This window comes from Clostridium sp. ZS2-4 (assembly GCF_026719745.1).
Lineage (GTDB): Bacteria > Bacillota > Clostridia > Clostridiales > Clostridiaceae > Clostridium_H.
Genome location: NZ_JAPPRQ010000015.1, coordinates 101,566 through 114,215, shown reverse-complemented (window position 1 = coordinate 114,215; position 12,650 = coordinate 101,566). Strand labels below are relative to the sequence as shown.

The 12,650-nt window shown below is 34.8% G+C and carries 12 protein-coding genes; 3 read left to right on the top strand and 9 right to left on the bottom strand.

Annotation, left to right across the window (positions count from 1 at the left end; translation table 11 throughout):
• Positions 1 to 314 precede the first annotated feature (314 nt).
• A complete protein-coding gene (locus tag OIO11_RS03140; RefSeq protein WP_268069904.1) occupies positions 315 to 1,640 on the top strand; it encodes a glycosyl hydrolase family 18 protein in 1,326 nt (441 codons plus the stop codon).
• A gap of 79 nt (positions 1,641 to 1,719) precedes the next feature.
• Here OIO11_RS03140 and OIO11_RS03135 read toward each other — a convergent pair whose 3' ends face one another.
• From OIO11_RS03135 to OIO11_RS03095, 9 genes are all read right to left on the bottom strand, one after another.
• The gene (locus tag OIO11_RS03135; protein ID WP_268069980.1) at positions 1,720 to 1,809 is read right to left on the bottom strand and encodes a ParA family protein; all 90 of its coding nucleotides are present in this window, start codon (positions 1,807 to 1,809) and stop codon (positions 1,720 to 1,722) included.
• 76 nt (positions 1,810 to 1,885) lie between these two features.
• Positions 1,886 to 2,062, bottom strand: a complete 177-nt coding sequence (locus OIO11_RS03130) for a 5'/3'-nucleotidase SurE (protein WP_268069903.1) — start codon at positions 2,060 to 2,062, stop codon at positions 1,886 to 1,888.
• Positions 2,063 to 3,688, bottom strand: a complete 1,626-nt coding sequence (locus OIO11_RS03125) for a BCCT family transporter (RefSeq protein ID WP_268069902.1) — start codon at positions 3,686 to 3,688, stop codon at positions 2,063 to 2,065. It lies immediately after the preceding gene.
• A 177-nt stretch (positions 3,689 to 3,865) separates the two neighbouring features.
• Entirely contained in the window at positions 3,866 to 5,125 is a 1,260-nt protein-coding gene (locus OIO11_RS03120; RefSeq protein ID WP_268069901.1) for an MFS transporter, read from the bottom strand.
• Between the two features lie 212 nt (positions 5,126 to 5,337).
• The gene (locus OIO11_RS03115) at positions 5,338 to 6,777 is read right to left on the bottom strand and encodes an FGGY-family carbohydrate kinase (protein WP_268069979.1); all 1,440 of its coding nucleotides are present in this window, start codon (positions 6,775 to 6,777) and stop codon (positions 5,338 to 5,340) included.
• Between the two features lie 36 nt (positions 6,778 to 6,813).
• On the bottom strand, positions 6,814 to 7,593 hold the full coding sequence (locus tag OIO11_RS03110; protein WP_268069900.1) for an SDR family NAD(P)-dependent oxidoreductase: 780 nt from the start codon (positions 7,591 to 7,593) through the stop codon (positions 6,814 to 6,816).
• 23 nt (positions 7,594 to 7,616) lie between these two features.
• Positions 7,617 to 8,558 (bottom strand): electron transfer flavoprotein subunit alpha/FixB family protein, encoded by a 942-nt coding sequence (locus OIO11_RS03105; protein WP_268069899.1) that lies wholly within the window; start codon positions 8,556 to 8,558, stop codon positions 7,617 to 7,619.
• A 1-nt stretch (position 8,559) separates the two neighbouring features.
• Positions 8,560 to 9,339 carry an electron transfer flavoprotein subunit beta/FixA family protein gene (locus OIO11_RS03100; protein WP_268069898.1) on the bottom strand — a complete coding sequence of 260 codons (780 nt, stop codon included), beginning with the start codon at positions 9,337 to 9,339 and terminating at the stop codon, positions 8,560 to 8,562.
• A 14-nt stretch (positions 9,340 to 9,353) separates the two neighbouring features.
• Positions 9,354 to 10,826 carry an FAD-binding oxidoreductase gene (locus OIO11_RS03095; RefSeq protein WP_268069897.1) on the bottom strand — a complete coding sequence of 491 codons (1,473 nt, stop codon included), beginning with the start codon at positions 10,824 to 10,826 and terminating at the stop codon, positions 9,354 to 9,356.
• A gap of 357 nt (positions 10,827 to 11,183) precedes the next feature.
• On the opposite strand from OIO11_RS03095, the gene OIO11_RS03090 reads away from it, so the two are divergent.
• Both OIO11_RS03090 and OIO11_RS03085 read left to right on the top strand, forming a co-directional pair.
• A complete protein-coding gene (locus OIO11_RS03090) occupies positions 11,184 to 11,933 on the top strand; it encodes a MurR/RpiR family transcriptional regulator (RefSeq protein WP_268069896.1) in 750 nt (249 codons plus the stop codon).
• Positions 11,934 to 12,230: 297 nt separating this feature from the next.
• Positions 12,231 to 12,647: a (deoxy)nucleoside triphosphate pyrophosphohydrolase gene (locus OIO11_RS03085; RefSeq protein ID WP_268069895.1), complete on the top strand. Its 417-nt coding sequence runs from the start codon at positions 12,231 to 12,233 to the stop codon at positions 12,645 to 12,647.
• The last annotated feature ends 3 nt before the right edge of the window (positions 12,648 to 12,650 follow it).

Sequence of the window (12,650 nt, the reverse complement as noted above, 5' to 3'; positions counted from 1 at the left end):
CTTAAAATGCAGATATTATAGTTTTTCTAACAAATATTCTAAGTAATTTATCGTTATATTCAAAGATGTTTTTAACTCATGACTTATATTTGCTATAGATTTATTTTTGATCTATTAAAATGAGGATGAAATAGGTAAAACAAATAACTTTTTATGTAAAAAACCATGACTACATTTTAACTTGTAATCATGGCTAATAAAGAACAGTAAATCATTTTTCCACATTACCTTTGATAAATTCCATAAATTTCTTGTGAATTCTTCTCTTTATTAATCGATATAGAGAGTATTAAAATGGAAGGAAGTGATTTATATTGAAAGGCTTTAAAAAGTTTTTGCCAATTCTTATCTTAATTCTTACATTCATTTTTAGCAGCAGTTCTATTTATGCTAAACCTAAAAAATTCCGTTACCCTCCTACAGCACCAAATTTTTTAACTTATTCTGGAGTAACTGCAAGTGAAGTAACATTAAATTGGCAAGCAGTTTCAAGGGCAACAGATTACAAAGTATATAGGGCTACCCCTAGCGATTCAAATTATATCTTAATAGCTACAGTTTCAACCAATAGTTATAAAAATACACTATTAACACCCAACACCAAATATTGGTACTTTGTTAGAGCTTATAATTCTTATGGTACCTCCTCAGACTCTATACATATAAACATTACAACAGCGGAAAACACAATAACTTCGCAAAAATCAATTTTAGGATTTACAACTTATTATTACTCAGGAGATACTTCCTCTTATAACTCCATGACAACTAATGCTTCAACCTTAGATGAAATTGCTACAAATACCTATACCACTGATGGTTATGGAAATATTTCTGGACTAATTCCAACTAACCAAATAACTTATGCCAATAGCAATAAAATAAAAACCCTTGCCATGATAACAAATAATTTTGATGGTAATATAGCCAAAACTCTGCTAGAAAATTCTGAAAATAGACAAACATTAATAAATAACACTTTAACTGCTATGAAAGCTAATGGTTATAAAGGTGTTAATATTGACCTGGAAAGTGTCTATTACTATGATAGAATTTACCTAACAACTTTTATGAGTGAACTTTATAGTACCCTTCACTCCCAAGGCTTTTATGTAACCATGGCTGTTCCTGCAAAAACTAGCGATAGTCCTACGGCTTCTTGGAGTGGTGCTTACGACTATGCTGCATTATCAAATTACTGTGATCAAATTGTGCTAATGACCTATGACGAACACTATCCTGGTGGAACTGCTGGTCCTATTGCTTCCATTGGTTGGGTAGAAAATATTATAAAATACGCCCTTACAGTTATACCAAAGGATAAAATTATTCTTGGCACTGCTGCCTATGGTTATGACTGGTCTATAAATGGAAGTAAAGCCTATGGAATTTTAGGCATTTACAATTTAGCTTCAACCTATGGAGCTACTATAAAATGGGACTCTGTATCACAATGTCCATATTTCAGTTATTTAGATTCTACAGGTATAAACCATACAGTATGGTTTGAAAATGCTCAAAGTTTAAACTATAAACTTGACCTGGTAAATTCATATGATTTATGTGGCATAGGTATATGGAGACTTGGACTCGAAAATGCTGATTATTGGACAAGCATAAAAACAAAATTTAATAGGTAGAATTCTATTTTCTGTTACTAACTATGCAAATATAACTAAACCTTCTTAAGAACTTTAATTCCAAAATTCTTAAGAAGGTCTATTGTAGATCTAAATCAATTAATAATACCCGCTTACCTTCGCTAGCTAATTTCGCTCCAATATTTGCAGTTAAAGTAGTTTTGCCTATCCTCGCTTGCTACTTATAATAATTCTCAACATAGACATACGTCAAAGACGACATGGGGGTTACAAAAATAACCTTATCAAATGCAAGTAAACGCTAATCCCAGGTTTTTACCATAATTAATTCCACTGATGCAATAATCCGGTTTCCTTTCAACAATTTCAAGCAAGGCATGAAGTCCAGGTGACTCTATACCGTCATCATTAGTAATTAATACGAAGGGTTTTCTATTGCTTAACACCTGTTTTTTTAACATTTATATTTCCCCGCCTTTATCTTTCATGTTTACTTCTACATTATCTTCAGTCAATTCCCCTTTTTTTGCACCAGTAAAGAAATCGTATTTTTCAGGTTTTCCCATAATGACAAATAACGAAACTATGCTAAGTACACCTAAAAACAGAGCAGGAAATCCACCTAAGTATGAAAGCATCTTAATGCCATCGATCCCTAGTGTTGTGGTGAAAATCAAAGATACTGCACCGACAATGATGCCCCAAGTAATTTTTATAAGAAGTGGTGCTTCTTTGCTACCATCACTTATACCTGTTGTACATATGCTAGCCATAGCATTGGTAGTGGAATCTGTTGCTGTGATAAATGATATAATGACAGCAATCAAATAGATTCCTATAATCACACCTGATAACGGAAATTCTCTAAGCACAGCATATGCCGCTGCTCCTGATCCTTGCTCATTCATAATCGCCAATACATCCACTCTACCTGTCATTTGAAAGTTAATCGTTGTTCCGGATAAAATAGTCATCCAAATCGCACTGAAAATACTCGGAATCACAAAATTCATCGTAACAACTTCTTTAATCTTATAGCCATATGCAATTCTTGCAAGGAACACAGCTGATACCGGGGCCCACGCCATCCAGTTTGCCCAATAAAACATAGTCCAATCTGCTGCCCATGTATCTCCCGCAGCAGCACCTGTAAACAACGCTTTTGAGAACAGATTGTCTAAAAAGCCCCCAAAGGCCTCCGTTCCCAAACTAAAATTGTAGACTGATGGTCCAAGTACCAACAATATAGCAATAATGACATAATAAAGATAAACATTAATATCCGAAAGGATCCGAATCCCTTTCATCAAACCTGTTCCTGATGATATAATGAAGGCTATTGTTGCAAAAATAGTAATGATAACCCATAAAGATTTAGTATTGATAATTCCAAATAAAGCATTCAGTCCTCCACCCATATTCATAACTCCCGTTCCAAAAGAAGCTCCTATTCCTGTTGCAACTGTAAACAAAACGACTGCATCAATAAAGCCATTAATCTTGTCCTGCTTACTTGATGAAATCAAAGGTGCAATCTGTGACCCCACACTAAATGAACGTTTCATATTGTAGTAGGCGAAAGCAAACATGATAGTGGGTACCGCATATATGGCATAAGGAACAAACGTCCAATGGAGATACATGGTTTCCATGGCAAATTTGGCAGCCTCATGTGACATTGGTTCTATACCAAGGGACTCCGGAGGATACGCCAAATGCCAAATAGGTTCAGCTGTTCCCCAAAACATTATCCCTGCTGCTATAGTTGTGCATAAAGTGATGGCAAACCATGACGTTTTTTTAAGAAGTGGTTTTGCATCCTCGCCTCCTAATCTAACTTCTCCTAATGGGGAAAAATACACAAACAACATCACGATGACCGACATGATACCTGCAATGCTAAAAATCCACCCCAAATCAATAACCATAAAATTCTTAGCCATAGTCGTTATATTCAAAAAGGCATCATAGTTTACAAAGTTCAAAACAATTGTCAACACCAACAATATAAATGCCGGAAAAAACACAAAGGGTCTAAGCGCCTGTAATACAGTTCTTTTTGTTGATGTAATCTTTAAATTATCCAAATTAAAACCTCCCAATAATTAGCAAAATAATTTTCTCAATTCTTAACCCCCATAGTCTTAACATTGTTTCATTATTTCATACCAAATTCTAATTATGTACAAATAGATGACTAGCACTGGGCCAATCATCTTTTTAATAGTATTACTAAGATTATTCTTGTTATTAAACTGTTTATTTTACTGAGCGTCATTTACATCATTTATTTTTGCCGTATTATCTGAGGCTTTCTTCAAGAACACTAATGAAACAAATGATATACCCAACAGTACAAGTATATAAATAAACACCATTTTATAACCGCTCATACCAGGATTATTATCAAGAATTCGACCAACAATCTTGAAATTGAACATATCAGATGTAAACGCAATGGTTGAAATCAATCCCATTGCCGCCCCCAATAATCTCTTAGGTGTTCCTACTTCCCCAACAGGAGCAAAATACAGTCCACGAAGAACAAAAGTCATAAGTCCAATCAATCCAATAACAATACTGATAAGCATCACAAATGCTGCTGACACCGGAAGTACCAAAGTAATACCAATAAGGATTGTAAGGATAACAACACTTATTTTCATCGAAGGAATCGATGATCCTGTCTTGGTAGTTAAAAATGTTCCTACAATACCCGAAATAGGTCTAAATAAATGATTCTTAAAAGTTGCAACTAACGCTGCTGTTCCTGCCGATACACCAAACACTTCTGTCATAAATGGTGTAAAATAACTTGAAGTCGTATAAACTGTATAAATCGAGAAAATACAAACAGCAAGCATCCATGTAATAGGCATTTTTGCAACCTCAATCATATCTTTAATAACATTCATGCCATTTTCTCTTTCCTCTAAAGGAATCTTATTATGAGGAACGAAGACAACTGCTGCAACACCTGTCAAAATACATAAGCTTGAATATAAGTATAATACCAAGACAAACTTTTCAGGACTTCCACCCATATTTGCAATCATAGCTGTTGCGGTAAGAGCAGCAATAGAAGTGATTATACCTCTGCCTCCTTCAGTCAAGGCAAAAATCTTACCTTGCTCACTCTTGTCTCCAAGCATACTTGTTGCTTTCAAAAGCGTGGCCCAAAAAGTAAATATTGAAGTTATTCCCCAAAAAGCAAACAATACTTTTGCTCCGCCAAAACTTGGCCATGTTGAAAGGTAAAACCCTCCAAGACCTGTACCAATCAATGAAAATCCCAGTAAATATTTGTGGGACATTCTGTCTGCCAACCATCCTCCTGGCAGATAAAAGATAAATGCTAAAGTACCATAAAAACTCATAAGCTCCCCAAATTGTTCATGTGTCAGATTTAAGCCTTCTCTTAGCGGATCATAAAACGTATACCTCATGTAAGGAAGTTCAAAAATAATACCTGCAGCTGTGGCTAAAATTGCAATTATAATCCACTTTCTTGTTCTTTCTTTCATTTTCATTTCTCCTTATATAATATATTTAGGTTAATAAAGTCAACATATAACCCTTTATTATCTAAAAAGATTATGTATTAAAGTATATACTATTTTTATTATATAAATTTAACTAAGTATTTTACCTTCTAACACATAACCTTTTTATTGAAGAATATCAACTACAGGAGGCCCTTATTAGTTTGAAATATATTAAGAATTTAATTTCTTGGCTACTTATTATTAAAAATCGCATGAGATTTTTTCATCAATTCATCAGTACAAGTAGCAATATGCTTATAAACATTTTCATTAATTTCTTTATAAAGGGCTACATTTTCAGGAATCGGCATAAACGTATCACGGCGACGAACCATATGATCAATAGCTTCTTTTCTATCCTTATAAATACCTAATGCCAATGCTGCGCATATGGCAGCCCCCATACTCGCTGAACCGTTTACAACATTTCTGTGAGCTGGTACTCCAAATACATCTGCAAAAATTTGCATAAACAGTTCACCATTGGAACCACCACCACTTACAATTATATTTGTCAGCTTAACACCTCGCTCATCACACATAGCCTGTGCATGATTTTTCATAGTCATGGCAATTCCTTCAAGAACTGATCGGAACATATGAGGTCCTTTATGTGTACCGTTAAAGCCAATCATGATACCACGTTCATGAAGTTGATTCGGTCTTGCCAGCCAGTTAAGCACCGTATACAGTCCATCACAGCCTACCGGTACATCTGCACCAAGAACATTCAAGTATCCTTCAGGTGACATGTCATGTTCAGCTGCTTCATTGACAATATCACTGCCAAGCAAATCTTTAATCCAAGTTACTGTAGCCATTCCTCTTCTAATACCACTGCTTTCGTACAGGAATTCACCTTTTGTTGCTCCAGGATTACTCCAATAATTCACAGTATTCGGGTCATTTTTCTCTCCTACCATCATGGAAGTGATATAGGTTCCTAAAGACACCAAAACTGTACCGTCATTTACCAATCCTGCACCTAAACCTTCAACAGCTTTGTCATTGGCAGTAGATATTACAGGTACACCTTGTGGAATTCCTGTAGCTTCACTGGCAAATGCATTGACCGTTCCCAAAACCGCAGCCGGATCTATAAGATCAAAAAGCATTTCCCTAGGTGTTGTATAGGAATCAAAAGTTTTCTCATCCTCAAACCACTCTAACGTCATAGGATCAATAGGCCAAGGACCAACGTAGTTTGATCTTGTGTCCTTGGTTTCTCCAGTCATCCTATGAGCAAGATAACCCGTTGTTGTCGTAACATATTTAACATTATCATCTTCATGTTCATAAGGTCTTGATAGTCTAAGGTCCATCCAACTTTGAACAGGTGAAGCCAGATTACCGTCTTCTTTAATCAATGCACGACAGCATCTGATTGAACCTAAACCGACACCAATAATATCTTTCTTGTCACCATGAAATTTCTTAAACATTTCATTACAGGCAAACTTCAAGCTATCCCATAAATCATCATCCGGATGTTCTGCTCTGCCATTTTCTGAAAGTTCGATTTCTCGTAGTTTGACTGTATGGGAACAAATCTCATTCCCCTGTATATCGAAGATAGCAACTTTTGTGCTCTGTGTGCCACCATCTATGGCAATTAAATATTTATTTTCCATAATATTCTCCTTATCTCCACCATATTTCATGATTAATTATCTCATTAAATATCCACCATCAACTGTTAATACTGTTCCGTTAACATAATCTGATGCCGCGCTTGACAAGAACACTAAAGCTCCCATAAGATCCGCTGTAAATCCCCATCTGTTAGCTGGAATATGAGCTAATATTTCTGCATTACGCTTTTCATTCTGTCTTGTTTTCTCAGTCAATTTTGTTGCAAAATACCCCGGTGCAATAGCATTAACTTGAATATTGAATTGAGCAAGCTCATCACACATTGCTTTTGTAAGACCAACAATACCGTGTTTAGTAGATGCATATGCCGGTGACCATTGTCCACCAAGGAATGCATATAGTGAAGCGATGTTAATGATTTTTCCACTTTTTTGCTTAATCATGTATTTACATGATTCATGGATCATTTCAAAAGCAGCCGTCAAATTGACTGCAATCATTTTGTCCCATTCTTTTCTGGTATATTGAGTGACATCTTCAACATTAATGCTTATACCTGCACAGTTAACAAGGATATCAACACTACCCCAGGCATCAACGCAATCGTTTACAACTCGCTTACATTCACCATCAGCAGTAATATCTGCTTCCAGATACCTATACTCCACGCCACATTCTTCTACCAACCTTTGTGTCTCGCCACCATCATCCATAACGCTGCAAACCAAAATATTTGCTCCACCTTTTGCAAGTGCTACAGAAAAAGCCTGTCCTAAACCACCGTTACCTCCAGTGACAATAGCATTTTTACCTTTTAAAGAAAAGAAATCTAAATTAAAATCTGTTACTTTCATACCTTACCTCCTAAATATTATAATTATTTGTTTGCTTTTATTTTTTCTACCAGTTTATCAATAAATTCAAAGGCATCACCTTCCACCACTAAATCTGAAAGGGAACATATAGGGGCACTTTTATTGGTGTTTATCGAAATAATGTGGTCAACATTCTTTAATCCTTCTATATGTTGTATTGCTCCATTAATACCAAGTGCTATGTACAGTTTCGGATTGACGGTTTTACCCGATTGTCCTACCTGTATCTCCCTTGGCGCAATGCCTTTATCAATTATTTTCCTACTGGCAGATACCTGTCCGTTGAGTTCTTTGGCCAACAATTCAAGCTTCTTAAAATTCTTGCTGGTACCTCCTCCACCTGAAACAAGCACTTTACTATCTCTAATATCGTAACTTTGAATCTTTTTCCTGGTTTCTAATAATTTTAAACTACTGTTTCGTCGTTTTACTGGATGGAATGCAATCACCTGTGTATCTTTTAAACTCTTATTATTGTAAGTGAACACATTCTGCCTCACACTCATCATATAAGGCCCATCACCATTTTTAACAATTCCTGCCATAATTTTTCCACTAAAAGCAGGCCTGACCATTTCAACCACCCTATTATGATTGTGAATAGCTGTCACATCTGCTACCAACCCAACCTTTAGCCTCATAGCAAGTCTTGGTGCTAACATGCGTCCAAACTGTGTAGCAGGTATCAGAATACAATCAAATTCATACTGTCCATGAAGTTCTTCCATGATATCCGTAATAATCATTGGATCTTTTTCAGATATTTCATTTTCAGAAACCTGAATGAGCTTATCAAATGCACCTTCTGCTTTCCGACAATAATGATTCACACAAATACCATATGTTTCATTTCCTTCTTCTCCATAGATTTGTCTTACAACCTCAAGCAAGTCAATAGAATTTTTATGATTTTCTTCATCCAAATAAATCAAGCTTTTCTTCATATCACACAAATCCTTTTTCTTTTAAGAAGGAATATACTCGTTCAATCCCTTCTTCATCATTACTTACAACAACTTTATCTCTTTTTTCATACTCTTTGACAAAAGTTCTGTTCACTTTTGTCAAAGAGCCTTTCAAACCGACTTTATTTGGTTCAAAGTTCAGCTTACTATTTGAAATCATATTTATCTTATATTTAACATCTTTATTTAAGTCTTCATATTTAATATATGGTAATTTATATTTGCTTTCTCTTTGCAAGCTTAATACCGCAGGTAGAGTCACTTCATATATAGCAACAGAGGCTTCGCTATCTACCGTAAACACTGCTTTCTTTTTGGTCAACAAACTCTCATCTACATGGATGACATTTGACATTTGACACAGATTAAGAAGTTCCCCAATTTGGGAAGGTACATGGGATGTATCACCATCTATTGCGTGAGTCCCTGTTAATATCAAGTCAAAATCTACTGTCTTTAAATATCTGGAAATCACTCTACTGGTTGCATAGCTGTCACCTCCTGAAAAAACAGTGTCCGAAATAAACGTGGCCTTATCGACACCAATCCTTAATAGCTCCTCCACCAGTGGCAGAACAGACTGAGGCGCCATAGTCACTATCTCAACTGTTGTATCTGGATGATTTTTCTTCACTTTCAATGCAAAAGCCACTGCACAGGCATCATCCGGATTAACAATCATTCTGACATTCTCTCTCACAACTGTATTAGACTCAAAATCATATTCAAAGTTATTAACATCAGGTACAAATTTTACCATACATATTATTTTCATTATTTTATATATTTCATCCCTTCTTCTTGTGGGAATATAGTTCCAAAGTTCATAATACCATTAGGATCGAAAGCCTCTTTAAGCTTTTCTAACATGTAGTAAGCTGAACCATGTTCTTCCTTAGTCCATTCGTTTCTGAACTTACCAATACCATGGTGATGACACATGGAACCACCTAGTTTCAATGTTTCTTCAACAATAATTCTCTGTAGAGGATGATGATAGATTCTCATTTCATCTTCCGGTTCACAATGGATTTCATAGTTATATACGAAGTACATATTTGTACCATTAATATAACTGTGTGATGAATGTCCACCTAACATAGTCAAGTCATGGGCACGAGGGTATTCGCTTCTTACTCTCTTCATAACATTATTATAAATCTTTGGAATAGTTTCCCAGTTAGCTGAAATCTCTGTAGTGAAGCCTGCATGTGAATCATTTTCAATCATGCCTTCAAATTCGTCGTCGATATCTTGCTGTGACCAATTCAAACTCTCAAACCACTCCTGAATTAATTGGCTGTCCACCTGCTTGATGATACCATCTTTGAATTTTTCAACGGCTTCTTCAATAGCTTGTCCTGTAGCTTCTACAATATTTTTAGGACCTTCTGCCATAAATAGCAATACACATTTATTTTCATGGAAATGATAGAAATGTTGAGCAGCATCTTCTTCTGAATAAGTTCTTGCAACAGATGGTCTGTATCCGTTAGTTATAACTTCACGAAGAACGCTAATTCCTGTTTCAACATCCTTTATCAAATAACCGTAAAATTTATTGTTCTGAGGATAAAATTTGAATATTTTCACAGTAACTTCTGTAATGTAGCAAAGAGTCCCTTCATTACCAATAGCAATGTGACGAATATCTGGTCCGCCTGATCGTCTTGAAACATTTTTAATCCTAGAAATATGTCCGTCCGGGAATACACACTCAAGACCAACAACCATATCTTCAATGCCACCATATAGCGTTGAGAATTGTCCTATACTTCTAGTCGCCAACAATCCCCCATATTTTGCAACAGGCTTTGATTGTGGAGAATGACCTGCTGTATAACCGATTTTTCTCAGTTCATCTTCCAAATCCTGAAGTGCAACTCCTGCCTGAACAGTTGCCTGCATATTATATGGATCAATTTTGATGATTTTATCAAGATGAAGAGCATCAATAACAATTGTAGTTTCCTTCCAGTTTTCCAACCCACCTTCTGTTGCTGTCTTTCCACCTCTTGGAATAACATTGATAGCATTTTCATTACAGAACTTCAAAAGTTCACTGACTTCTTCCGTTGATTTTGGATAAACAATTGCTAAAGGCATTGGTACATCCAATACTTTTCTTGCCTTTGCATATTTTTTATATCTGTCTGCCGAAGCATCATACAAATCATCATGATTCATATTCACCTGCTCCTCTGACAGCATTTCCACTAATGACTGAATAATTTGATCTTTACTCATCTTTTTACCTCCTAAACACTTATATGTTAATTAATTACTAATTTTGAACTAGATTTCTTATGCATCACTTTTTGTATGTTTGTCCATATATTGATTATATATCCAAATTATGTATGAGTCAACATTTTTTTGGAAATTTTTTCTCTTTACGCTTCTTTTTATTGTGTTATTACGAAAATTTTCCATTTGAAGAATTTTCTCAAATTTCATTTATTTTCATCTTTATAATTCTTTATTTTTATATATATACCTATTGTTAACGTTTTTTACAATTTTCATGTTCCTTTACAAAAATTAGTGCAGGTGCTATAATCAAGTGAAGAAATACACCAAAATAACCATTGGAGAATGCTCATTATGATTAGTATTGATATAAGAAATTTGAATTCGCTAGAAAAACAAATATACGATATATTAATGGAATATTCCAAAAATAATCCAAAATTCAGAATCAACCAAGCTGCTCATCTGTGCAATTGCTCGGTTTCAAAAATATCAAAATTTGTTAAGAAATTGGGGTTTTCAAACTTTAAGCAGTATCTTGATTTTTTATATGGTAAAGAAATGCCCCATACTGATCACTCAGATGAACTGACTCGAATCAAGAATTTTATTGATGATTTTGATAGCACTTTGACCAATGATTTTTTAGAATTGATCAAAACCCATGAAAAAATTGTATTGTTTGGATATGGTCCTTCATTACTCTGTGCCCAATACTTCGAATATCGTTTACGCACGTGTTTAAACAAAATAGTCATGGCTGTATCCGATGAACTCTCAGTTACTTCAATGATTGATGAAAACACCTTACTTGTTTTTATCACAGTTTCAGGAACCTTTCGCTCCTTCGAAAAGTTGTACCATGATGCAAAAATCAAGAACTGTGATGTAGCCATGGTTATGGAGGAATACAACACAGCTCTGTTTGATCAATGTGACAAGATTTTTTGGCTGTCAAAAATTCATCAACCCAGTTATCTAAAAGCTTACGAAAAATCCAGAACCCTTTTCTTTATTTTTCTTGAAGAAGTTGTTCTGAAAATTCAATCTGAAAATCGTACCTTAGCTGAAACCAAAGATCACTTGAATACAGCTGATTCATAACTCCAGATTTTTTGGGACAGTAAATCATTTGTGAGAACACCCACCTATCGAGATATAGGTGTCAAAATCAGAGCAGCGGTATTTTGGACTTATAAATTTATTATTCAAAAGTAAATGTATATGTTATTAAGAGAGGAGTAAATGCCTCTCTTTTTTTGTTTATCTTTCCCTTATTCTCTTTTACTAATTTATATGTAAATAAACATTAAACCTATATTTTTCTAACTTTATCCTGATTTTCTATAGTAAATTGATATTTTTTCCTTCATATGTTAATCTATCATAGAGGTGTTTAGGATGAAAAAAACAATAGAAGTTGTTGGTGCAATAATTGAGAATGATAATAATGAGATATTGTGTGCTCTTCGTTCCCCTAAAATGAGTCTTCCTAACATGTGGGAATTTCCTGGTGGAAAAGTTGAAGAAAATGAAAATCTTGCCCAAGCTATAGTAAGAGAAATTCAAGAAGAATTGAAATGTTCCATTGAATGTAAAGAAATATTTAATGATAATACACATGATTATGAAAAATTTATTGTAAACCTAATAACAATTAAATGTAAAATTAAAGATGGGACTCCTACTGCTAATGAATATTCTAAGCTTATATGGCTTAAAAGAGAAAACCTTGAATCATTAAAATGGGCACCAGCAGATATTCCTACAGTGGAGCAGCTAGTAAAGGAAAAAGTGGCTGTCTCAACAAGAATATAACTT

Excerpts from the sequence above, each read along its gene's own strand:
- OIO11_RS03130 (WP_268069903.1), bottom strand. The coding sequence starts at position 2,062 with ATGTTAAAAAAACAGGTGTTAAGCAATAGAAAACCCTTCGTATTAATT.
- OIO11_RS03120 (WP_268069901.1), bottom strand. The coding sequence starts at position 5,125 with ATGAAAGAAAGAACAAGAAAGTGGATTATAATTGCAATTTTAGCCACA.
- OIO11_RS03115 (WP_268069979.1), bottom strand. The coding sequence starts at position 6,777 with ATGGAAAATAAATATTTAATTGCCATAGATGGTGGCACACAGAGCACA.
- OIO11_RS03110 (WP_268069900.1), bottom strand. The coding sequence starts at position 7,593 with ATGAAAGTAACAGATTTTAATTTAGATTTCTTTTCTTTAAAAGGTAAA.
- OIO11_RS03105 (WP_268069899.1), bottom strand. The coding sequence starts at position 8,558 with ATGAAGAAAAGCTTGATTTATTTGGATGAAGAAAATCATAAAAATTCT.
- OIO11_RS03100 (WP_268069898.1), bottom strand. The coding sequence starts at position 9,339 with ATGGTAAAATTTGTACCTGATGTTAATAACTTTGAATATGATTTTGAG.
- OIO11_RS03095 (WP_268069897.1), bottom strand. The coding sequence starts at position 10,826 with ATGAGTAAAGATCAAATTATTCAGTCATTAGTGGAAATGCTGTCAGAG.
- OIO11_RS03090 (WP_268069896.1), top strand. The coding sequence starts at position 11,184 with ATGATTAGTATTGATATAAGAAATTTGAATTCGCTAGAAAAACAAATA.
- OIO11_RS03085 (WP_268069895.1), top strand. The coding sequence starts at position 12,231 with ATGAAAAAAACAATAGAAGTTGTTGGTGCAATAATTGAGAATGATAAT.